Origin of the sequence: Xanthomonas sp. CPBF 426, from assembly GCF_903989465.1 — a bacterium.
In the GTDB taxonomy this organism is placed as follows: domain Bacteria; phylum Pseudomonadota; class Gammaproteobacteria; order Xanthomonadales; family Xanthomonadaceae; genus Xanthomonas; species Xanthomonas euroxanthea.
The window spans coordinates 1,953,371-1,975,975 of sequence record NZ_LR861805.1; the positions used below are offsets into that span (position 1 = coordinate 1,953,371).

Below are 22,605 nucleotides of genomic sequence, written 5' to 3' on the forward strand. Positions count from 1 at the left end.
CGCCTGGCAGCGCTGCGTAATCGGGAGCGGTGCGTAACCTGGCAAACGGAACCGCTTTGCAGCGCTGTGCAGCTCAACAACACGCGGCGCTTAGCAAAGCGCGCCCGGGCGTGCGAGAATGCGCGCCCGGGAGCAATCCCGGGTCGGGGGCAGCGCGCAATGCAGCGTCCATCGACAGACGTCACCCGTTTCGCATGTGGCGCAAGGCGTGATCACCCGACGCCTTCGGCGGTCGCGCAAAGCAGCATCGGAGAGATGGCCGAGCGGTTTAAGGCACCGGTCTTGAAAACCGGCGAAGGGTCAAACCTTCCGTGGGTTCGAATCCCACTCTCTCCGCCAGTCAGCTCCAAGTCATTGATTTTGAATATAAAAATCTGATTTGGTTCGATTGGAAGGCAGGAAGCATGCAGAGAAAACACTCGCATGCGCATCCCTCATCATTTGAGCCGGTCGTCCACTGGCCGCTGGTCGTTCGTCCAACGTGTGCCCGTAGATTTGCAGACCGTGATGGGCTGCCGACTTATCAAACGCACCCTGCAAACAAAGGACATGGCGCAGGCGCATGTGCGTGCGGTGGTGCTTGGGGCGGGCTATGCTCGGCTCTTCGCACAGTTGAAGGATCAACGCGTGGCCAAGCTGAGCAAGACGGACGCTGACCTGCTCATCGCTCGCCTGACGAGCGCCGAGAACCTCCAGGAACTGACGCTCAACCGCACCCGCCAGCCGGATGGGACGGTGACAGATCAGTGGCAAATCGACAGTCCCAAAGACCTAAAGCTCTACAGGCAGCTGATGGAGCTGGAAGCGATGGCTGGCGCCGCTTTGCAGACTAGGGCCCTTCCGGTGGCCGCTTCAACCATGTTTGGCTCACCGCATGCGGGCCCGAGTAGGCAGGCCTCCGCGCCGGCCATCGAAACGATGACGTTGGGCAAAGCCCGTGATGCGTTCCTGGCGACCCTCAAGGGCTCGACCTTGCCCAAGACCTACACCATCAAGAAGACCGCCATTGAGGCTCTGGTGAGCTTCCTCGGCGAGAAGGCCAAGGTCCATGCCATCACGCGCTCAGATTTGGCGCGTTGGTATCAGGACATGCGCGAGAAGGGCGCTTCGACGCCAACGCTCACCAATAAGCAAAGCTATATCGGCGGGCGAGGAGGCTTTTTCGAATGGGCCATGGCGTCGGGTCATTACCCGCGAGGCGACAACCCGGCGTCCGGCCATGTGAGCTACTCACAGCGAGAAAAGCGCGCCCGCAAGAAGCTGGGCTTCAAGGCATACGACCGTGCACAGATCCAGGCGCTGTTCGCGCCTGAGGCGCTGGCCAAGTTGTCCGAGGCCGCTCGCTGGGCGTCGCTCATTGGGCTCTATACCGGCGCCAGAGCGTCGGAGGTCGGCCAGCTTCTGATCAAGGACGTGTTCGAAGAGGACGGCATCCCATGCATCCGCATCTCCGACGAAGGCGAGCACCAGAAGGTGAAGACTGAGGTGAGCCTTCGGACGGTCCCGCTCCATCCCGAGCTGCTAAAGATGGGGTTTCTGGGATGGGTGGAAGGGAAGCGAAAAGCAGGTGAGACGAGGCTGTTCCCGGCCGCCAAGGCCACGGCGGTGAATGGGCAAGGCAACTGGATCACCAAAGCCTTTAGTCGGCACTTGGCCGAGGTGGGGAAGGGCTGGGAGCCTGCTAAGCGTGGATTCCATTCGCTCAGGAAGACGTTTATCCAGGAGTTGCAGGGGGCTGGCGTGGTGTCTGAGCTCAGGGCGCAGATCGTCGGGCACGAACTTGATGACGAGCATCATTCGACATACAGCCGTGCTTTCACGGTGGCCGAAAAGCTGAGAGGTCTGGGAAAACAGTCAGTGGGGTTGAAAGCTCTGCGCCTTCTCCCGAGGAGGTAATGAGCTTCAAGTAGCGAGGCAAAACCTTATCTTGACTAACAATATTTAAAGGGCAGGCCTATATGACACGTATCTGGAAAAATGATGAACAGATTAAAGGGTTCGCAGGAATCCTTGACAATCTCTCAGTTGTTGCTATTGCTGCTTGGGTAATCCCGTTCTTCGGGTTCAGCCAAGAAGGAAAGACCACATGGATAATGTTCGCAATCTCTCTCGCGGGGGTCGGCTGCGCCTATGGGGCGTTTTGCTTGCGCAAGTTGCTACGTTCGTAAGCTGCGCACTTGGATGGGTTGCCTTCTCTGAGATTGCTGCGCTGCTCGTGCCGACATTAATCATCACTTTGGTAGTCATCTCTGATGATTTGATGGTTGTAAAGGCGATGAACAAAAGACGACTTAACGCCCATTGAGTCGTGGTCCATGTTAAGGCGATGAAGCATGAGGGCCCTCAGTCGTGGCCCTTTTCCCACATCGCATGCTTACTTGACTCAAGTCTGAGGGACGGTAATCAGCGAATAAAGCAAAAACAGGAACATCGGTAGCCCGCTCAGTAGACCGAAGGCCCAACCAGCGCCCAGCAGGGTCAGCGGGGTAATGTTCCACCACTGCCACCAGGTGAAGCCGTGGTCTCGTTGTCGAGCTTCCCACGCTGCGACCGCCTGAAGGCGTTCTACCTTCCGTGTTCCTCGCCGGGCCATGAGCGGCCCGACAATGAACCCGAAAGGTCCCAGGAAGAGCAAGGTGCCCGAATACCACCAGAAGAACCGTTGCAGAGGCTTCATGGGTATGCGGACTGGCTACAGCAGGGAGGGGTGCGGGAGAGAGGGTGCTCCTTCTGGCGAACAGCGTGCCCAGTTGCAGCGCGCCTAGACTTCGGACTCGGGAGGAGCAGTTACGGAATCATCAGCCCAGTCCATTGGCACTAGCGCCTTCCCGTTTCGCCAGCGCTCCACGACTAGATCCTGATACCACGGCTCCTGAATGTCTGCGTGTTCCGTGATGATGACCTGCATGCGCGGAGACAGGTCTTGGACTACGTTAGAAATCAGCCTGAAGATGCGAATCACGGCCAGACGATCCTCATCTTCCTCGCCCACTTGGTTGACATCACGACCTTTTTCCGCCGGGAAGTAGACCTGTGAAGGCTGGTCCAGAATTAGGAACCGCGGCACAGGCCGTTCCCCCCGAACGAAGAATTCGTGTAAGGCAAGGAAGGCAATTAGGTGGCAGCCGAGCCAAGTCTCACCGCTGCCCATTCGGCTCATGGGCACGGCACCGTCTTCCGCGTCAGCGACGACGATGAGCTTTTTCGGGTCAAGCCGAAAGGGGATACCGGCGTGCTCCAGTTCCAAGAACGTCGCCCAGCGAGTCATCAGCGTTGACACCCTGCTCATGGCCGAGGCGGTGCGCTCGCGAACGCTTTCGTCGCTGAGTTGCAGCTCCAGTTCACTTATCTGCCCGGAGAGGGTCTCGATGGCCTGCTGGAGCTGTTCGTTGTCTTTAGCGGTTGGGAGCGATTCCAAGGTGAGGCTGATCCTGCCCAATACGTGGGCACGACGAGAGGTGACCTCCCGCATCGACTGAAGGCGGGAGTCGGAGGCGCGCACGGCTTCGAGCGCAGCCCAGTTGTTCTTCAATGATTCCTTGATGCCATCGAGTTCCTTTGTCTTCTCCCCAATCAACGTGTCCAAGCCCGGAGTGTGTCGACGGACGTTCTGGAGCTGCGTCATAACTGACACGAGTTCTGCTCGCAGGTCCTTGGCAGATGGGACTGTCTCCGTCAGGGCATGGCTGCAAAGCGGACAGGTGTGCTTGTCCTCATCAATGAGACCGATGCTCTCCAGTCGAGATACCTGTTCCGCAGATTCTTTGGCGAAATTACTGCCGTCCGTGCGCAGGCCTGACATTGACTGCAACTCATCGTTAACCAGATGAAGGCGGACACGCAGCTCGGATCTCGATGCAGTGAGCTGACTTAAGGCCAGTTGGTCAACCTCGGTTTCCGCGCGTGCGAGCTGGTCTTCAAACGGCGCAGTCGAGGCGACGCGCAAGGATTCCAGCATGTCCTGATAGCTTCCCCCTGAAGAGTTCGCGTCAATAAGCCCGGCCGACTTGGCTTCAGCCACCAAACCTTCTATTCGAGCCTCGCTGGTCAGTGAAAGCGATCGGGAAAGTTCGGACTCCTTTAGTCGAAGCTCACGGCGCAGCGAGCGAAGTTTGGCCGATAGCTCAACGTGGTCGTGGTCCATCGCGCCAATAAAGTAGGAAAACGTATCCTTGATCCCCTGAGCGACGAAGTGATCTCCTTGTCCGTGGAAGAGAAATCCAGGCTGGGAAATCTCCGTTTGCTTCTGGAAAACATAGGCTAAAGCGTGCCGGATGCTGGCCGATAGCGGTGCTCTAGTCTGACCGTCTGGCGGCACATGGCGATGAGCTCCTATTCCTGTTGCCAGTTCAATGCGCGCGATGACGGCGTCGATGTTCGTTGTAACCGACAGATCGTCATAACTAGGAACTGCGAGCGCGCTGCCCGTAATGTAGAAGGCGTCCCCGGTGGTCGTTTTTCCCTTGTCAGGCGCGCGGCGTGCCACGAAGTGTTCTTCTGTGCCATCGGTCAGCCGAAGACCATACCAGTGGATGGTCTTGGCCATGATGCCGTGGGGTATTTCGCAGGTTCCGCTGCCCAAACAATAGTCAACGATAGCAATCAACGACGACTTTCCCGTGCCAGACTCGCCGGTGATAATATTCACCCGACCCGGCTTCAGCGAAATAGTCCGATGTTCCCGGCCTGCATGGTAGATAACGATGTCGAGGATCTGGATGCTCATGGTCGCACGCCCCACAGGGCCATAACGGTGGTGTAATCGCCGGCGGCCGCGAACCAGCGACCAGTGAAGTGGGCTTTCTTTATGCAGTCGGCCACTTCAGGTGTGGCGAGGTCGCGATAATACTTGTTGATCTTGCGCACATTTAATTCTGGAACAAGCCTATTCCTATCCATAGAAATCATTCCGCTCGACGCTGCGACCGCAATTGACTGCCGGATAAGTGGAGCGATGGCCTTAGCCCGATCGGCAAATCCAACCAAGGCGGATGGATGGACGCTCAGCCAAGCTGCCAAGCTAGTGCTGATGGCTCTGGGAAGGGCTTCACGCGTCACTTTTTGCAAGACCGCCGGCAAAGCAACAAATGCCAATGCATACGGGAGACCGCTGCCGTCGCTTTCTTCTTCGTATCCTTTTGAGGCACTGTAGATCAAGGCTCCCAAGAACGCAGGGTTGAGTAGGCGGACTTGTTCCTGCGGCTGACGACGCCATAGAGGCTCAATGAGCCTCCGCTCACGGTGGACGGTCATGCCGCGACTCCTGGAATTTCGAGGAGGTGTCGGAGTCTGGCCTCAAATTCTGGGTGCCAGCCAATGCGCAACTCATTGGCCATCATATGCAAGGATCCGCGACAGATGCTGGGGTGGTCGACGTTCTTCCGGATAGGAAGGCACGCGGATTCCACCCATTTGAAAACCGCGCGTGCCATTTTTTGCTGCTCTTCCTCTGCGGCCCCAGGGCCAAGATCGTCCAGTGCCTGGGCAAACGAAATTTCCCACTCTTCGTGGAGCGTGCGCTCGTATTTTTCTAAGTCACCCACCAGTATCAAGTGCTCCCGCACCCAGCGAGACCGCTGCTCAAAGGCCCGATAGTAGTCTCTGACCGCAGCAAGAACACGCGAGTGGTGAGCTCCTGTCAACCTTGCTTGGTGCACAAACAACTCGCTCTCGTAGCTGGAAATCTCTACCTCATGCTCAAATATGTCGTCATCGACGGGTAGAGCGCTGACCAGTTGGTGACGAAGGTCGTCCATCTGCGCTTGCAGGGCAAAGCAGCGCAACGGCTCTTTGGATTTCCCAACCAAGTGCCTCAAGCACTGAGTGAACCACCATCCCTCCAGGCGACTGACGAAAGACTCCACATGATCCCGTCGAACAGTGAAGCGGACCTCGTGTCGAATGTCCTCACCCACCTGTTCAATGTTGGGTTGATTGGGCGCAATGACGACGGAGGCAACAAGAGCCTTTTGTCCTTCTGAACTCAATGCTTTGAAAGCGGTGTAAGCGGCGGCGTTTTCAGCGTTTACCGATGTTTGTGCAACGTTTCGCAGGGCCGTGAGCGCAGCATCCTCATCGCGATTCATTGCTAGAAGCTTGCTGGCAATCGAACCCTTGCCAACCATTTGTGTAGTGATGAGCACCAAGCGGTCAAGTGGCGTGACGGTCCCAGACTTCTTCCCTTCGATCCATACGCGCAGCGACTTCCAGATGTCCGGAGAGGCATCGGTAAGATTCGCTTGCGCGTTGGAGTGGTGCTTGAGCTGAAAAAGCTCAAGAGGTGTCCCGGTCTTTTCAAAGACGACGTCGTCCAGCGTCTCCAAGAAGATCGAGAAATCGTCGTCGTCTGCGGGGTTGATGCGGCGCAGGGCGGTCAGAAGCGCCATGCGGATCTGATAGAGGTATCCCAGCGCTGAGTCGCCAGCGCCAAAGGCAGTGTTCGTCCCTGCAGTCGACCCCGTCATCGGCCCCCCATTCCTTGGCTATTAATTACGTCCTGCCAGTCTGAGCGACAGAGCGTGGATCGCATCCTCGCACGAATGTGGCATGGGGCCAACGCTGGAGCGAAAAGAGGATTGTCCGGCTAGTTGGGGATGGCTTCTTGATGAGCGGCGGCCTCAACAGCGACGCAATACCGGCAATCCATGGAGCAAAAAGAAAGCCCGGAGTGCCGCGCTTTCTTGATGCAGATGCCCCATTGGGATCAGCGGGTCAGCTGAAGCCACAACACCAGCAGCACCATGGGGAGTCCGCTGAGCACCGAGCTGATCCAGAAAGCCCCCATCACGGTCAGCGGCGTCATCACCCACCACTGCCACCAGCTGAAGCCACGATCGCGCTGGCGGGCCATGTGGGCCTCAAAAGCGTAGAGGCGCTCTGCTTTTCGCAAACCTCGCCGAGCCATGAGCGGCCCAACGATGAAGCCGAGTGGGCCTAGGAAGAGCAGGCTGAGCGAGAACCACCAGAAGAATCGGTTGTGCGGGGTGGTCACCTTTTTAGGGGCAGCGCGCATGGCGCCGTCTTCGAGGAAGCCGCCCACAGCGCCGGCGGACGTTCCCACCATCGAATCGGGTTGGGTCTTCATTTGGCGTAGGCCCTCCAGGTGCCGTCGCTCTTGGCGTAGCGCAGGTTCTTGCTCACTGGGATGGGCACTTGGCGGCCTCCGATGTCGATCGCCACGTAGCCCCTTGTGTCGCAGCGATAGCCTTCGACGCCCTCCGCCTCAACACAGCCGGTGAGCTCGAAATTCTGAACGTCGGTGACTTGGCCGGCGCCGCTGTCTTGTAGCAGCCGGACAAAGGCTTCCTTGGCGTTGTCAGATGAGGGCTTGCCGCCGCAGGCGGTCAGGCCCAGGGCCATGGTCAGGACGACCAAGGCGATCCGTGCGTTTTTCATATCGTTCCTTTGCTAAGTCGTAAGTAGGTTGGCAAAGCGGGGCCTTACTTGTCGCGGTTGCCGCCCGGATTGAAGCCGGCGATCCAGAGCCTGGAATCCTTGAAGGGCGTCAGTAGCCCGGAGGGGCCAGGATGCAGATCAGCGGTCTGGATGAAGCCGCTGACCCAGGCGACGCGCAGCGACACGTCCACAGCCCGGTCAGCGACGCCAGGGCGGCTCACGTTGACCACAAACGGTTGGCTAGGCGGGTTGGGGCCGGTGGAGCGCTGGATGCCCGTGTTGGGCTTGCTGGGCGGCACGCGGATGCCGCTGAGCGAGTCCCGGCCTTTCCAGAGAGCAGAAGTGTTGAGCTCAGCCGTCTCACCCAAGTCGTCCGTTTCAGTTACCGAGGCATCGAAGCAGGTGCGGAAGGTCTCGGTTGTCGAAGCTGTCGGACTGGTCCAGATGCGGGCCTCTGCGGTCCAACAGGGCAGGGAGGCGCCCCATTTGGTGAAGGTCAGCGCCACGCGGGGCCAGTCCAGCTTCCCGAGCTGGGCTTGCTGGTGGTTGTCGCCTTTGAAGAGCCCGGGCAGCTTTCCTGCACCGCTGAGGGGTTCATAAATCGAGCCAGTGCCTTGGCTGCCCGCCTTGGTGCCGGCGTGCGGCTTGCCGCTAACCTGCATCGAGGAAATTCAATGTCAGTCGACCAGCGCCGTAGGGATGTCGAAAGACATCAAAAGGAAATAGCTCGGCTCCAGACCGAAAAATCTCGAGAAGAGACCAAGGCCGTTGGGGAGAAGAAGAAAGCGTTCGATGCGACGGCGGCCGCAAGTCGGACAAGGTCTGTTTCCACACAGCAGTCGAAGCTGCGCGAGGCCCAGCGCTATGAAGGCAGTGCCGTCGCAATTCAAAAGAAGATAGCTGATCTTGAGACTAAGATAGCCCGGGAGTATGAGCGATTAGGAAATGCCAACCGGCAACTTTCCGCAGCGCAAGCTCAGGAGCAAAAAAAGCAAGTCCAGGAGGAAAAGAAGAGAGATGCTGAGCGTAAGCGGGCAATGGTAGCGAGCGCGCAAGAGCTCTCCAGGGTCCAAGGCCGTCTTACGCACCACGACCATCTACACAGAAGCACTGAGGCTACTTTGCAGCGGTTACAGGAGTTGCCAGAGCTCTTAACAGTGCTGTTCCTGGCCTCCAATCCCATTGACCAACAGCAGCTTCGGCTTGACGAGGAGGCCAGGTCCATCCACGAAATGGTGCGGAAGTCCGAACACCGTGATGTGGTGAAATTGGAGTCTAGGTGGGCGGTCCAGCCGTTGGATGTGCTTCAGGCCATCAACGAATGCAGGCCGGGCGTTGTGCACTTCAGCGGTCATGGGTCGGAAGAAGATGACATCTTGTTCCAAGACAGCGTTGGCCGGTCCAAGCTGGCCAGTAAGGAAGCCATCGTGCAAACGATGATGGCGGGGTCTGGCGATATCCAGCTTGTCTTCTTCAACACTTGCTTTTCCCATGGTCAAGCCGCCGCGATCGTGGAGCATGTGCCCTGCGCGATTGGGATGAATACGTCCATCGGCGATCAGGCCGCTCGCGTTTTCGCCGCCCAGTTTTATTCGGCGGTAGGGTTTGGGCTATCGGTAGCGGGGGCGTTTGAGCAGGCTAGGGCTGCCCTAATGCTGGAAGGGATTCCTGAGGCGCATACGCCCGAACTCTTCGCTGGGCCCGGAGTGGATCCATCCCAAGTGTTTCTGGTCAGGCCCCCGGGTTAAAACTACGTCCCAAGCGCGGGGGCGGGTCCCATGAATCCTACTTGGCTCTTCAGAGATGGATAGCTACCCCAGCCGCTCCGCTCACGACCTCAAAAGCGGGCCACGCGGGATGCTACGTCTATTTAAGAATCCGATATGCACGCCGATAGGGACAGTGCCTGCTGATTCGTGAGGACAAGGATGTGAGGAAGACGCTTATATTTGGAAACGGGCTAGGAATGGCTCTTGACCCAACCCTGTTCTCGCTCGACGAGGCGATCGGACGGGCATGGGAAGGCGATGGGATCTTTGATCCAGAGACGCGGGCCTTGGTTCGCTGCTGCCTAATGGATGATGGCGATACAGAGCGACCTCACGGAGAGGGCGACCTAGACGCGCTTCAACTGGTGGTCTCGTCATGTGACTTCTTGGATCGGATGAGTCAAGGCGGTGCACATTGGCTCAGCGACCATGGGCAAAGATTTCCTGCCGCGGTGCGCAAGTTTCTTTATCAGACGGCACTCCAGTTCCACCGGCGGGATGTACTCCTTCCGCTAGAGTTCGCTAAGCCGCTGGCCGCCTTTCTTCTTGAGACCCACTCGCACGTCGCGACTCTTAACTACGACAACCTGCTGTATCAGCGAATGATTGAGGCGCATGTGCTCAGCGGATACGACGGCGCGTTGGTTGACGGTATGCTGGGACGTGGCTTCTCGCCGGAGAACCTGGAGCGGAAATGGGGGCGAACTTTCGGCTACTACCTTCATCTACATGGTTCCCCATTGTTCGTCGACCAGGACGACATCGTCCGAAAGTTGCAGCAGGGAGAGCTGGGTGGAGACGATGATGTAGTTGGCTCCCACATCGTGCTGACTCATGTCAAACACAAGCCCACGGTCATCGCCGCATCAGCGCTTTTGCAGAGCTATTGGCAGCGCCTGGAGTCGGCCTTGGCGGAGTCCAACGAGGTCATATTGTTTGGCTATTCCGGACTCGATACCCATCTCAATGAGCTTTTGGAGCGACGGTCACCGGAACGCATCCGCGTGGTGGAATGGGACGGTTCCGGTGAACAGGCAGAAAGAGAGGTCTTTTGGAAAAAAGCGCTAGGCAAGGAAACAGCTGTCACGCGAATGGAGAGCATTCTGGCATTTGCCGATTGGGGCTGAGAGGTATGTCCAAGGTCGGCGTGAATGCCTAGGCCGCGGTGGTGCTGGCCGTGCGCTGCGAGCCGGAGGGTTGCAACTTCTTGCAAATCTAGCCTTCCCTCATAGGGATTTTCTTGGATCAAATTGTGGGTCCACATCCACTAGGTCAAATTTGATAATTTTAGCTTTAGGGAATAACCGTCGCCCAATTTCTCTGATCTCTTTCTGCAAGACGGGGATTGACTCATCGCTTTGATAGACGTGATACCGCATAGTTCTAACGAGATTTGCCGCTGATTCCAGGACTTGCTCACCCAGATTTGCTTCCAGATCTTTGTAACTGTAAGCGGCCCCTCTTGCCAGGGTGGAGGCTGCAAATGCAGGCTGTAACTCATCTAAGCAGTGCTTTGCTCTCAAACGAGTAGCGACAAGCGTTTGGTCGAATCGTAGTTGCTCAACGTGAATTTTAAAGATGAGGTTCGGATCTGATGAATCGATCAGAAATCCAAATCATCAATTTTTTGAGAAAGCCCTATGGTATCCGGAGGAACAAAGGCGTTCATTCCGAGGGCGCAGTCCACGTCTTTTTTGAACCTGTCTAGTTCTTTTTTCATGGTTCTTATTTCGTTGTGTTGAGCGCCTAAAACCAGTAGCGATCGATTAATTGCCGAAACTCGTCGCTGAACCTCCTTTTCTGAGTCGCGACGTTCACCTAGTCGGAAGGCAAACTGCGCGCCGAAAAACGTGCTTAGAAGCGCAAGGAGCGCTAGGGCGAGGTCTTTTGATTGGATTTCCCCTGCCCATGCGAGAATTGCTATGCAACCGAAGGCAGCCACGACTGCAAGGACATAGATCCAGGGGGCAATAAGTCGTGACTGTCTATTCATTTCTATATTTCCTCGGGATGGGCGCCTCGGAGTTGAAGCTGCATGAGGTTTATTTTAATTATGTGGAAAACTTGCTCAATAGTCTAATGCTGAATGACCGCAGCCCTTATTTTTCTTAGTTCTTGGGCTAGGGATGAAATTTGCTCGTATCGGCCAAGCACTTGTCGAACTGCCCCCGCTGGTAGCGCGGCAGCTCCACGTTGGGCTGATAGAGCTCCAAGGCGCTGATTTGCTTGCTTCGCGTCACCTGCGGCTTTTTGTGGAGGTAGTGCCTACGCAGCACTTGAACCCGGTCGCGTGGGTCAGTGCTGTGGCCGGTGACCAGGGCAATCTCCTTCTCTGGAACGTCGTTGACATCGAGCTCGGTTGCCAGCGTATGGCGGAAGGCGTGGAACCCGATTCCTTTTTCAAAGCCAAGGCTCTTCAGGTAGCGACCAAAGTCCACGACGAACTGCTGGCTGTAACGCGCGTTGGTTTCCCCTGTCGTGCGGTTCACGCCCGCAGAGAGCAGCGGGAACAGTCGGGGGTGGCCGGTGGCTTTCATGTCCTCCAGGAACTCCAGGAAGCCCGCCTCCAAAAGTGGCTTCGCGATCGGGACGATACGCATGCAGCCCGTGCCCTTCATGCTTTGCCGGCTGCGCCGCCGGCGTTTGGGGTCTGCGGCCAAGTCCTTGTCCACCGTCTTCTGAAAGGCAATACACCAGATGCCGCGCTCCTGGATGATGTCGGTCAACTTCAACTGGCAGACCTCATTGACGCGAGCACCGGTGTAGAGACCGATCATCGGTGCCCACCAATACTGCGGCTTCTTGTTGGCCCATGGCAGGAAGTTGGCTGGGTCGAAGATGGCTTGAAGATCTTCATCTTCGAAAAGCCGGATGGCCTTCTCTGGGTCGATGGTGGCGTCTTCCTTGATCTTCCGGAAGGCCTTCATGGGCGAAGAGACGATGGCTTGTCCATTGACCAAGTGGTTGAAGAAGGCGACCAAGAAGCGGCGGTGACGTTCCTCGGTCGCCGGGGCCAATGGCGGCACATCTTGCTTTTTCCCCAAGGCGATAGCCTCGTCAAAACTGAGCTTCTCGAGCAAGGGATCCGAGAGCAAGTTTTTGGGTGTCCAGCGGAGCAGTTTCCACAGTTCTTGAATGTGGTGGTAGTCCACTCGGGACGCGGAGATATTGCCGCAGGTGAGCAGCAGCAACTTCAACGTGCGCTCGGTGGCCAGGACAGTCTTCGGGTCGAGTTGGCGGCGACGCATGTCTTCAAGATGGTCTTCGATCTCTTTTGCCAAGGGGCGCGCCGGCGTCCTCATGGGCAACTGCGCGGGGTAGCGCGTGCTGTTTTTAAGGCCGCTCTTTCGTACGGTTTCGTCGAGCGCCGCAAGGATGCATTCTTGCAGGTTGATGGCGGCTTCTCGACCTCGGATGACGGCGCGGTCAATGCGGAACCGTCCGATGTGGATGCCCTCCAAATGCAGAAGGCCGAACGGCGAGGCGATGTAATCGTTGAGTGCGGCGGAGGGCAGAGCGGTCATGGGTCACTTCCATCGATTAGATGGAAGTAGGGATATGACAGGACGAAAATTCGTCAATGGGGTCGATACAAAATTTTGCGTCGGCGGCGCAGTCCTTAGGTGTTGGGGTTTCCCCTCTGGGGTGCTTCCTGGCTTCGCTAATCCGTTACTGGCAGGAATCCTTATAAACCAAGGGCTGCAAGGGAATCCGGATCGATTTATCGCAGTCAATTGCGTACTGTTTGCAGCAAATAAGCTAACTAGATGAGTTTGATATTCGATTTTAAAGATGAATTTAAGTTAAATGTTAGCCTGTTATTGTTAGGCTTATTTATATTCAAAGCAGCGATCTGCCTGGCTCGGAACTTTCTGACATCCAATAGGGCACTAACGTCAGGTGCATTGGTCGAAGCCATCGGTCCATGACCTCCATGAGCGCTTTACTCCGTGAATCACCCCCCGAGAAGAGCTCTCCCTGGTGCACGTTGCCCGCGGTCAGGTCCAGCAGCCCGATGCCGGCCTTTTTGTAACGGTAGCCCGGTCTCCACATCGTCTTAGCCAAGGCTTGGACCACCATGAGCACCTCCCGCTGTCCACGGTGGCGCCACGGAGTTGAAGGCTTTGCTGGGGTGGTATTGCGCCCCCCCGGGCTTGAACGGGTTAGTGTGGAGGAACACCCAGACCCCCCGGCGAACTTTGACCTCTCGATGGAAACGGGCTTTCTTGAGCCCAAGTGTCGCCGAATTGTCTAGGCCTAACTGCTCTGGGTCGGAGGAAGGAGCGTAATGATCTGATGCAATTGCCGTGTTGCGATGCAGCAAAATAGATGTGTGCCTCACATTGGTTTCGCTTAAAGAAAACGTCTAAAAGCTGCATAATCAACGGCTTGCCGAATCCACGTGCATCGCTCGTTCGTCGTTGATGCTTGCTCTGAGATGAGGGGGATCGACTGGAGAATGAAAAAACACTATAAAAGCAGCGGCAAAGCAATACACGGATGGTGTGTAATGAAAAAAGGCGGAATTATGGCAATTTCAGGATTCGCTCTTCTTTTGGGCTTTGCTGCTATGCAGTATTCGGCCAGCGGAAATGCGTCGTTAGGAATCGACGAATCGAATGATTCAGCGCAAAATGGTGAAAATCCTTCGGCCAGTGGACGCTCCACCAAGTTAAAAGAAGTTCCGGAGGGAAGGCTGTTTAAATACGATACTAGAGGTGTAGGTCAAGATTATTCTGTTTCGCCACAGAAGTCCTATGATCACATCAGTAAATGCTATGCCAGGAAATCTTTTGAGAATTTCTTCAATAGCATGCAAAAAGATCCGTCCTCCATATTTAATGATAAAGTCAAGTTGGAAAGTATGTCAGATCTCAAGCGCTCTTACCTGGAGCGTGATCTTGACATGATGGTATCTGCTAAAAAAGAATGTTCCAAGTGGGACGAAGTGGTTGATAGAGAGTTGGCAAGCCAGCAAGTTTATGGAGCCGCGTTGAACGCGGCAATCTCAGGTGAAGACGACGCCACCGCGTGTTTGATTTTTAGCCCTTGGCCGTTACCGGATAAAAACTCGAAACAATTTTTCGATCTCCAGAATTCGTTCAAAGACAACGCAAACGAACTAGTTCAGCGGGGAGTGAAAAACGGGAACTGGAAAGTCGTAGCTGCGAATGTATTGGCTTTCCGGGAAAGGACTGGTCTAGCTGCTGTCTTGCCGGGAGATGATGCTACGGGCTATTACTTTTCGCGGCTAGGGCAACTGGGTTCGAACAATGAGGATCTAGCCTCATCGTTTGGATACGACGCCTCAAGATTTGCTAAAAACTTATCTGCGGAAACAATTAAACGGTCTGAGGATAAGGCAGAGCAAGATTTTAAGGCTTTTTTTGGCAACTCCAGATTGACGGAGGATGATACCACCGTCCGCTGCGGTAAATAAGTGTGACCAATACGAAAAGGAACTTTGATGCGAATCTTAAACAGTGATGAGCTTGATGCAATATTTGGTGGTGACGGCACGCACGCACAGACATTGCCGACAGTGAATGTTACGGCGCCAACCTATCAGTCGATCGGCAGTTATTTCGGATATTCATATACTGGTACGTATTCGGAAAGCGGCGGCGGTGCTACGGGTGGTTCCTGGACAGGGCCATCAAATGTCGCTTTACCCGCGTCGCAACTGCCAAATCTAACGAAAGTGCGGTGTCAGACTCAGGCCGCCGCTACTCCAGGGCATGGACCTAATGACGTGCCCGGCTACTCAATTGATATGTACAATTCCCACGCTTATAACTACCCTAATTCTCAGACTTATTATTATACTAGCGGTAGCTATCAGCCGCCTGGCACGGTTATGTTGAGGGGGCAGACATTCGCTAATCCGAACACTTGGGTGCAGTCCACAGGCGCCTATACAGGAGGATCGCTTAAGCTTTACGCAGATGCAGTTGTAGCTACAACTGGTAATACTTATTCACATTCTTACTATGATGAGGGTAATAACCTGGTGTCGCAAGGGAAGTCTCTTGGCCCCTTAACTGCTGAGGAAAATACTTTGATGGTTACGGCCCACGAAACTCAGCACGCGTTCCAGTTTGCTCATCCAGAATGGATGGCTTCTGTCGGGCGTGGTAATATAGAGGCGGATGCCGAGTCTTTCGCAATTAGCGCGCTTGAAAGATTTAGGGCTGGCATTCGAGGGAATTGCTAACTATAAAAAAAGCGATGGCGCAATTGCGCCATCGCTTTTTTCCTATATTTATGCTAATTGCAAAATTTAAAAAAAGACTGCGTCTCCTCAAGGATGCTGAGAAGTATATCCGCTTTGTTCTATCCAGTAACACAATTGAGCAGAATTCGCGTGATGCTCTGCAGGCGATATTGCCAGTAATCGTTGCATTGCCCTTTAAGCTAAATTTGCCAGCTAGCAGATTTATAGATGGGGTAGCTGAGGAAATCGATCTGATCTGGTGCACGCTGGAAGTTGATTTTGACAGATATGGAGTTGAGCAAAAAATAAAAAATACAACGACGCTGCTTGAATCGCAAATATCATTTCATGGTGAGAAGTATCTTCCCGCCATCATTTGTGCGATCCACGTAATTAAAATATTTGTGGCGGAAAGTCCGGAAGCTGCGAGAATCTCTCATCGAGCCCGGGAGATCGCAGCGCTGTCAGGTGATGATGGCCTTAAGGCCGTCATCACTAATTCGAGCATAGAGCAGCTACTTTCTTCGCTTTATGGAGAATCCTATGCGGTGACTTCGTTTGAATCGAAGTCTTACGTGCATCATTTTATTACAGAGCAAGCGAAAGAGGCGGGTTGCTCTAGAGCGCGTTATCTTGAAGAAAGCAATACAGGGGGTGGAAGCTGGAGCGCATTGGGCTTTGGGGGCGCAAATTCAAGGCAAGAGGAAGGATCCATTTTCTGCAAGCTCGCCGGCATCTCGCTTATATATTGTGTCTTTAAAATGATGCTAGTTGCGATTTTCTTAATGCATGCCAAGTTTTCATCTGGCTTGCTATTTCTCTTGCTTCCTATGATTCTCGACAGAGCGATTTCGTCATCCGAACTTGCCTTATCTAGGGGTAAGACCAAAAGAGTTACTGCATTTCTAGACTACAGACATGACGGGTTTCCGTTCGATGTTGTCGTGGCGGTGCCGATAATATTTGGAAAAGACGACGATATTTATGAGCGATTATCGACAATAAGCATAAATGTCGTTATTGCGAATGATAATAGAGTAAAGTTCGTTGTGCTCAGTGATCTAAAAGATTTAGGGGAGATGGCTCAGCAGCATGAGGACGATGAGTTCTGCATTAAACTTTCCGACGCAATCTTAAAGATCAATAACGATTTAGGTCCCGCGTATAAAAGGTGTGTCACCTTTGCACATCGGTTAAGGAAATATTCTCCTAGCGAAAACATATGGATGGGTGAGGACAGAAAGCTTGGAAAGCTGCGGAGTTTGAGTAGGTTTATCGCAAAAAAAACTTGCGATTTCCATGCGGTCGGCAAAGATTTTCGTAGGTTAGTGAGTTCTGCTAAGTTCGTCATGGTCCTTGATCAGGATTCAGTACTGTCGCGCGATTGCCTACACGTTCTTGCTGGAGCTCTTGATCATCCATCCAATGTTGTCGAAATAACGGCTGGCAGAGTTACATCGGGATATGGGCTTGCAACTCCACAACTTTTCATCAAGTCATTCTCTATGAAAGGGTGGAAACTGCCAGAGTCAGTCGTTCAAGGGATAGCCAACGCAGATGGCGCGCCGGAAGCAATGAGTCACGCTTTCAACATGTATGGACGGGCTGGATATTTTGGCAAAGGAATGTTCGACCCTGCGTTGTATGAGGAGCTCTTTGACTCAATAGACGCATCGAGATCACTGAGCCACGATACTATCGAGGCCGATGTATTCCGACCGTGTTTTATCGGGACACACGCCATCTTCGATTCTTTTCCTAAAGATCCTTTTGCGCAGCTAGTTAGAGATGAACGTTGGGCTCGGGGTGATTTTCAAAATTTTTTATTTCGATTTGTTGGCCGTTTCAATGGACCCGGAAAAGTTGGTGTGGTGGCACGTTCAATGATATTCAGACAGTGTCTGGCTTGGGTGTGCTTAGCAACTTTATTCCCATATCTTCTAATCGTATCGAAGGCGGGCGGAAGTATCCTGCACGTTTTTTTTCTGGTCTTGATTTGGTTCCACCACGAATTCTTTCGTTTAATTCTGTATAGTTTTGAAATAATTTTTTCTAAAAATTGTTTCTCAAAAAATAAGTATATTGCGAGGGCTGCTTACGTAATGACATACGCTGTCCTCTATAGATTGCTTGCATCGCCGCTTCGGTTTGGTCAGGTTATAATTTCGCTTTTGAAAGCAATCTTCTGTTTTTTATCGGACAGGAGGCACTTGGATTGGGAGTCTATGGAGAATTCGGCAAACAGAGGCTCATCAGCAGAGGTCAGTTTTTTAACGTGTTTTGTTTATTGGTTTGTCTTGGCGGCCTACGTTGCTTCAGCTGAGAACTGGCTATTGAGTGCTTTGGTGCTTTCGCCTATTTTCTGTTCCCCCTTGCTCAAAAAATTCGCATTGAAGGAAGTGGATGAGCCTGCAGTCTAGCCCTGATTACGATGCCTTCAGCGCGAAGCTTGGGGCGGTGTTTGACATATGCTCAAGGGTTAACGTTTACTGCGGAATGTCCCTACTAAATCTAAGGGCTTGGATAATTCCTGCTATAGAACTCAACCAAGTAGTGATTTTCTACGATCAAACGGGGATCGCAGTTGCATATTTTTCTTGGGCTTACCTTGATAGATCTGAATCAAAGCTATTTGTTGAAGACCTCGGGGCCCCTCTGACGCATCACCAGCGACTCGAGGGTGATGAATTCTGGATCACCGATTTGGTGGCGACTGGAAATTCATTTTCTACAGTTAAAAAATTTATAAAAGAAGAGGTGGGTGCCAGCGTCGGTGTAATAAACTACAAAAATCGAAAGGCGCACACTGTGGTTAGAATCAGATTAAAGCTTCTCAATGGCGAACGGTAATGGCAATATGAGGTCTGTTATTCCTCATCTTCGTAATGAGCGCCTTTTCGTCAACATGAAAGCTGAAAAAATCGAAGGCGCTAGCCTCTATTGGCTTAACGAGTCTTGTCTTGACGATATAGCCAGCTCATTGGGAGTTAAAACCCTAGACGAATGTAGAGAGAAGATCTTAAGGCGATATGCACTGCGTCTAACGGATGTAAATTTTAAAACTGCAAGCGCCGAAGTTTACGCGGACTATTACGGATCTTCAGGAGTAACTTATTTCGGCGGCAGTGGTCGTGCTGCCGTAGTTGATGCTGTACAGATCAAGGGGATTGGCAAAACTCCGTTAATTAGTTCTTACACTAATTGGTTCCATTCCAACGGCGCTGTAGGTCTTAGTGAGGCGGTAAGGGAAGCAATCTACTCATCAATTATGGCGCGCGAATTTCCATTTGAAACTGTTCCAGTTTGGGGCATAATTAATTGTGGCGACACCATTAGTATGCCTGATGGAAAAAATATTAGTCGAGCGTTGATTATTCGTCCTTTTGTGCTTCGACCTAGCCACGTGGAGAGGGCGTTGGCTTATGGCCACACCAAAGAGAGCTTTAATCGCTCGTTCCACGTTCAAGATATAGCTCGTGTTAAAGCTTGGATTCCTATTGCATTTCCTTATGGAAAAATTTCGTTGCTGGCGCTGGCGGAGCGTCTGGGGGCGCAATGTGCACATGCGCATGTATATCATTGGTATCACGGAGGATGGTTCTCCTCAATCACCGACGTTGGGGGACGACTTATAGATTTCGGATCTACAAGAAGCGTCGAATCTTGGTTGAGCTTGAGCCATGAACCAGGAGAACCGCCGTTCGGAAGTGAGGTGGAGTATTGTAAGAGGACTTTGCGGTCGGTTTCAGGTATGTTGGAGCGATACGGTGGCTTGCGGAATGAGATGCAGCTAGCAATCCACGTCTTTAACGAAGCTTATAAAAGTAGTGTCTTGAACGCCTTAAAGAGAGTTTTAAGAAGTTCTGTGGACCTGGGTGAAATAGAATTTGACGAATTCCAGACTCACTTCAAGCGAGCACAGCGCGGCTCGTCATCTTTGGAAGCGGTTGAGGTCGAGAGATCTTTTTATATTAAGTTAGGGGTTTCCAAAAAAATTCCTATTTTTTTCAGTCCTGCATTATCTAGGGAGGCTGTTGAGGAGGATGCATATTTTATCGAAAAGGGTAATTGGTATAAGTCCTCACAATCAGCGATAGATAAGTTAATTGCCTTGCATGTTGAGGATAGGGATATTCTAAGATGAGATTCAGAAGTGAGTTTCAGGCATCAAAAAAAGCAGAGTCTTTGGGGGCCATAGTCGTTTCGTCTCGAAGAGCGGTGGGCATTGCTGCTTCCGTATTTATGATAGGTACCCTTGCTATAATTGTTATGGTTTTCTCAGTAAAGTATTCACAATATGAGAAGGCTTCTGGATATGTGGCGGAATACGGATCTAAGCATACAGTCTCATCGCCTCTGCCAATCCCCGGGACTGTTTTGGAACTTTACGTTAAGCCTGGAGATTCTTTGGGGCCAGGCAGAGCAATCGCGCGGGTCGCGCTAGAGAAGAAAATTGAGCAAACTCAGTTCGTCAGTAGTGCGAACTCTTTTTTCTTTTTTCCAGATGTGAAAGAGGATGAGAAAAGCGAATATGCCGTAATAAGTTCTACGGTTAGCGGTAAGGTGGAAAATATCTTGGTCAGACAGGGCGGAAGTGTTTCGCCGATGCAGCCAGTTGTGACGGCATCAACTTCTGAGGGTAGGACGTATTTTCAGGTCCTTGCGTCAGGCTCTGTCGTCTCACACACAGCAGTTGGGGAAAAGATAATAATTACCATGCCAGACCTTGCACAGTCCAAAAAGCCGCTTCTGCAAGGAGAAATTATTAGGATTTCCAGAACCTCTCTATCTCCTATTGAGGTTTCAAGCTTATTCGGTATCCCTCCACCCCCTAGCCCTAAATTTCTCGTGGATGTTGTTGTTTCGAGTCCGTTGACTATTGACCAAATTAAAGTCATTAGGCCGGGCATGAGCGTCGTGGCTTCAATTAAAACAAAGGAAAGAACGATCGCGTCATGGATATTCGAAAAGTAGAAAAGGAATCTAAGGCAGACGATCTCCTTAGTAGTGAGCGCTTTGAGTTTGGTTGGTCAAAAACAGTTGTTCCTGTAATGCAAGCGCAGGCCTCTGAATGTGGCTTGGCATGTGTTGTGATGTTGCTGAACTATCATGGCCACGCAACCACGATTGCCCAGCTGAGGCTCACGTCTTTATCTTCGTCTCGTGGCTCTTCTCTTGGCGATTTGATTGAAATGGCCGCACTGAATAACATGCAGGCCCGTCCTCTAAGTGTTGAGCTGGATGATCTTTCTAATGTGCGTCTTCCAGCGATCGCTCATGTGCATGGAAATCATTTTGTCGTTATTGAGAAAGTAACAAATACCAAGGTTATAATTGTAGATCCAGCTAGAGGTCGACTCCGCTTAAAGATTGATGATTTCTCTTCCATATTCACTGGTGCGCTCTTGGAGTGCTTTCCTGGCTCGCAATTTGTGAAGAAACTGGCTGAGAAGGATGAGTCCACATACTCGTTTATAAAATCGTTGGGGAATGTCGCGGGACTGAAGCGCGCGCTGCTGTGGATGATGATTTTGGCTTTGATTCTAGAGCTTACCGTCCTCCTTAGCCCGCTTTTTATGCAGGTAGTAATAGATGGTGTGCTCACTACCGGTGATACGAGGCTATTGGTCGTTGCCTGCTTGGCTTACCTTGGCCTTATTGCATACCAAACAATTGTCTCTTCATTCAGAAACTGGGCTTTATCCGTGCTTGGTGCTGAGTTGAATCTTGGATGGACTGCTAATGTCTTTAGGCGTCTCATTAGGTTGCCTGAGCAATATTTTTATAACAGATCCGTTGGTGATATTCTCTCGCGCTTTTCTGGCCTTAGGGAGTTGCAAACCCTGCTTTCGGTTACATCTATAGAGGCTGCTCTCGACGCCATAATGCTCATTGGTGTTGTTTTTATGCTTTTCCATTACAGCGCTGCAATGGCATGGGTGGCGATATCTGGATCTATAATCTATCTAGTTGTTAGATTTCTTTCGTTGGATTCGATTGCATCTGCAAACGTGGATCTGATCTCATCAAACGCGAAAAAAGAAACTTCGTTTATTGAATTCATTAAAAGCCATTCAAGTGTTAGGTTCACAAATCTCCAGCCCTTTGCCGTGGGAAAGTTGGTTAATTTGACTGCCTCGGCTCAGCGTAACTATTTGAAGATGCAGTCTATTCAAATTGTTTTCGGCGCTGTCAGTACAATATTGATTGGACTGGTGAAAGTTGTAACGGTTTATTTGGGTGCAAGCCTTATCATCAAGGGGGAGCTTTCAGCAGGTATGCTCATAGCTTTTATCGCATACTGCGATCAGTTTTCTGGCCGGTCATCTAAGCTTGTTGATTTCTTCGTATCACTAAAGGTGTTGAGGGTTTATGTGAGTCGACTGAAGGATATCACGACTTCCGAGGAGGAGCAGAATTTCCTTGGGATGCCTGGCGTGTCGTTGGATGAATACAATATATCTTTTCGTCAACTTAGTTTTAAATATGGTGCGAGTGATAAATCACTTTTGACGTTTGCGAATCTTGACATACCTTTTGGGTCAAGAGTTGCAATTGTAGGGCCGTCTGGAGCCGGCAAGACCACTCTAATCAAAATTCTTGCAGGCGTCCTGACCCCACAGACTGGCTCCGTCATGATCGGAGGGCACGACTACCGACAAGTCGGGAAGAAAATTGTGAGGGATGCGATTTCTTTCGTCACTCAAGATGACAGCCTTATGTCCGGTACCTTGATGGAAAATATCTCCGGTTTTAGTGTCAATCCTGATGAGGATTTCGCTGCTTCTTGTGCGGTTTTGGCGGGCATTCATGCCGATATACAGAACTTCCCCATGCGCTACGAAACAGCAGTAGGTGATTCTGGAGTTTTGCTCTCAAGTGGGCAACGCCAGCGCGTCTGTTTAGCTAGAGCACTTTATAGAAACCCTAAAATACTGGTGCTAGATGAGGCTACTAGTCATTTGGATATTGCAAAGGAAGCCGAGGTAATGGCGTTGCTCTCGGAATTAGATATGACAATAATAATTGTGGCTCACAGGCAGGAGACAATTAGATACGCGAATAATATCTTTTTGCTTGATGGAGGTAAGATCTCCCCTTTGTTATCTAGCTAGGCCACGGGCAACGGACTTTACTCACATAAGCAATTGCACGCGGTTGTCGAAGCACACCACGGCCCGTGCCTGTTCTGGGATGAGCGGTTTGCTGTCCACCCGGTCCGGCAAG

At 52.3% G+C, this 22,605-nt stretch carries 19 protein-coding genes, 1 tRNA gene and 1 pseudogene; 12 read left to right on the forward strand and 9 right to left on the reverse strand.

Going from position 1 to position 22,605, the window contains the following annotated elements; translation table 11 throughout:
• Positions 1–249 precede the first annotated feature (249 nt).
• The 3 genes from H7A87_RS08380 (at position 250) to H7A87_RS08390 (ending at position 2,305) form a co-directional block, all read left to right on the forward strand.
• Positions 250–339 (forward strand) — tRNA-Ser (locus H7A87_RS08380).
• An 84-nt stretch (positions 340–423) separates the two neighbouring features.
• On the forward strand, positions 424–1,896 hold the full coding sequence (locus H7A87_RS08385) for a site-specific integrase (protein WP_166743186.1): 1,473 nt from the start codon (positions 424–426) through the stop codon (positions 1,894–1,896).
• 190 nt (positions 1,897–2,086) lie between these two features.
• Complete coding sequence (locus H7A87_RS08390) at positions 2,087–2,305, forward strand: hypothetical protein (RefSeq protein WP_147421105.1); 219 nt, start codon at positions 2,087–2,089, stop codon at positions 2,303–2,305.
• 78 nt (positions 2,306–2,383) lie between these two features.
• On the opposite strand, the gene H7A87_RS08395 is transcribed toward H7A87_RS08390, so the two are convergent.
• From H7A87_RS08395 to H7A87_RS08425, 7 genes and pseudogenes are all read right to left on the reverse strand, one after another.
• Positions 2,384–2,677 carry a hypothetical protein gene (locus H7A87_RS08395; RefSeq protein ID WP_119129136.1) on the reverse strand — a complete coding sequence of 98 codons (294 nt, stop codon included), beginning with the start codon at positions 2,675–2,677 and terminating at the stop codon, positions 2,384–2,386.
• Between the two features lie 84 nt (positions 2,678–2,761).
• Positions 2,762–4,726 carry a DUF3732 domain-containing protein gene (locus tag H7A87_RS08400; RefSeq protein ID WP_232087951.1) on the reverse strand — a complete coding sequence of 655 codons (1,965 nt, stop codon included), beginning with the start codon at positions 4,724–4,726 and terminating at the stop codon, positions 2,762–2,764.
• The gene (locus tag H7A87_RS08405; RefSeq protein ID WP_119129138.1) at positions 4,723–5,253 is read right to left on the reverse strand and encodes a three component ABC system middle component; all 531 of its coding nucleotides are present in this window, start codon (positions 5,251–5,253) and stop codon (positions 4,723–4,725) included. The genes H7A87_RS08400 and H7A87_RS08405 overlap by 4 nt, the downstream gene beginning before the upstream one ends.
• Positions 5,250–6,386 (reverse strand): ABC-three component system protein, encoded by a 1,137-nt coding sequence (locus tag H7A87_RS08410; protein ID WP_232087952.1) that lies wholly within the window; start codon positions 6,384–6,386, stop codon positions 5,250–5,252. Before H7A87_RS08410 ends, H7A87_RS08405 begins: the two co-directional genes overlap by 4 nt.
• Before the next feature lie 317 nt (positions 6,387–6,703).
• Positions 6,704–7,084, reverse strand: coding sequence for a hypothetical protein (locus tag H7A87_RS08415; RefSeq protein WP_180496942.1), 381 nt, complete (start codon positions 7,082–7,084; stop codon positions 6,704–6,706).
• Entirely contained in the window at positions 7,081–7,395 is a 315-nt protein-coding gene (locus H7A87_RS08420; protein ID WP_119129141.1) for a hypothetical protein, read from the reverse strand. Before H7A87_RS08420 ends, H7A87_RS08415 begins: the two co-directional genes overlap by 4 nt.
• Before the next feature lie 44 nt (positions 7,396–7,439).
• Positions 7,440–8,042 (reverse strand): annotated as a pseudogene (locus tag H7A87_RS08425) (hypothetical protein); the annotation flags it as partial.
• A 27-nt stretch (positions 8,043–8,069) separates the two neighbouring features.
• Here H7A87_RS08425 and H7A87_RS08430 point away from each other — a divergent pair.
• Positions 8,070–9,143 carry a hypothetical protein gene (locus H7A87_RS08430; protein WP_119129142.1) on the forward strand — a complete coding sequence of 358 codons (1,074 nt, stop codon included), beginning with the start codon at positions 8,070–8,072 and terminating at the stop codon, positions 9,141–9,143.
• Between the two features lie 218 nt (positions 9,144–9,361).
• Positions 9,362–10,291: an SIR2 family protein gene (locus tag H7A87_RS08435; RefSeq protein ID WP_119129143.1), complete on the forward strand. Its 930-nt coding sequence runs from the start codon at positions 9,362–9,364 to the stop codon at positions 10,289–10,291.
• Between the two features lie 476 nt (positions 10,292–10,767).
• Here H7A87_RS08435 and H7A87_RS08440 read toward each other — a convergent pair whose 3' ends face one another.
• Together H7A87_RS08440 and H7A87_RS08445 are read right to left on the reverse strand one after the other, a co-directional pair.
• Positions 10,768–11,157 carry a hypothetical protein gene (locus tag H7A87_RS08440; protein WP_147421106.1) on the reverse strand — a complete coding sequence of 130 codons (390 nt, stop codon included), beginning with the start codon at positions 11,155–11,157 and terminating at the stop codon, positions 10,768–10,770.
• 127 nt (positions 11,158–11,284) lie between these two features.
• Positions 11,285–12,688: a site-specific integrase gene (locus tag H7A87_RS08445; RefSeq protein ID WP_119129144.1), complete on the reverse strand. Its 1,404-nt coding sequence runs from the start codon at positions 12,686–12,688 to the stop codon at positions 11,285–11,287.
• Positions 12,689–13,623: 935 nt separating this feature from the next.
• Here H7A87_RS08445 and H7A87_RS08450 point away from each other — a divergent pair.
• The 7 genes from H7A87_RS08450 to H7A87_RS08480 are packed head-to-tail and all read left to right on the forward strand — an operon-like array spanning position 13,624 to position 22,493.
• Complete coding sequence (locus H7A87_RS08450; RefSeq protein WP_147421107.1) at positions 13,624–14,604, forward strand: hypothetical protein; 981 nt, start codon at positions 13,624–13,626, stop codon at positions 14,602–14,604.
• A gap of 27 nt (positions 14,605–14,631) precedes the next feature.
• A complete protein-coding gene (locus H7A87_RS08455) occupies positions 14,632–15,378 on the forward strand; it encodes a zinc-dependent metalloprotease (RefSeq protein WP_147421108.1) in 747 nt (248 codons plus the stop codon).
• 14 nt (positions 15,379–15,392) lie between these two features.
• Positions 15,393–17,798 (forward strand): hypothetical protein, encoded by a 2,406-nt coding sequence (locus H7A87_RS08460; RefSeq protein WP_147421109.1) that lies wholly within the window; start codon positions 15,393–15,395, stop codon positions 17,796–17,798.
• Positions 17,782–18,228: a toxin-activating lysine-acyltransferase gene (locus H7A87_RS08465; RefSeq protein ID WP_119129145.1), complete on the forward strand. Its 447-nt coding sequence runs from the start codon at positions 17,782–17,784 to the stop codon at positions 18,226–18,228. The genes H7A87_RS08460 and H7A87_RS08465 overlap by 17 nt, the downstream gene beginning before the upstream one ends.
• Positions 18,229–18,235: 7 nt before the next feature.
• Complete coding sequence (locus H7A87_RS08470; RefSeq protein WP_147421110.1) at positions 18,236–19,522, forward strand: hypothetical protein; 1,287 nt, start codon at positions 18,236–18,238, stop codon at positions 19,520–19,522.
• Complete coding sequence (locus H7A87_RS08475) at positions 19,519–20,352, forward strand: hypothetical protein (RefSeq protein ID WP_147421111.1); 834 nt, start codon at positions 19,519–19,521, stop codon at positions 20,350–20,352. Before H7A87_RS08470 ends, H7A87_RS08475 begins: the two co-directional genes overlap by 4 nt.
• Positions 20,334–22,493, forward strand: a complete 2,160-nt coding sequence (locus tag H7A87_RS08480; protein ID WP_119129146.1) for a peptidase domain-containing ABC transporter — start codon at positions 20,334–20,336, stop codon at positions 22,491–22,493. Before H7A87_RS08475 ends, H7A87_RS08480 begins: the two co-directional genes overlap by 19 nt.
• Positions 22,494–22,605: the final 112 nt, after the last annotated feature.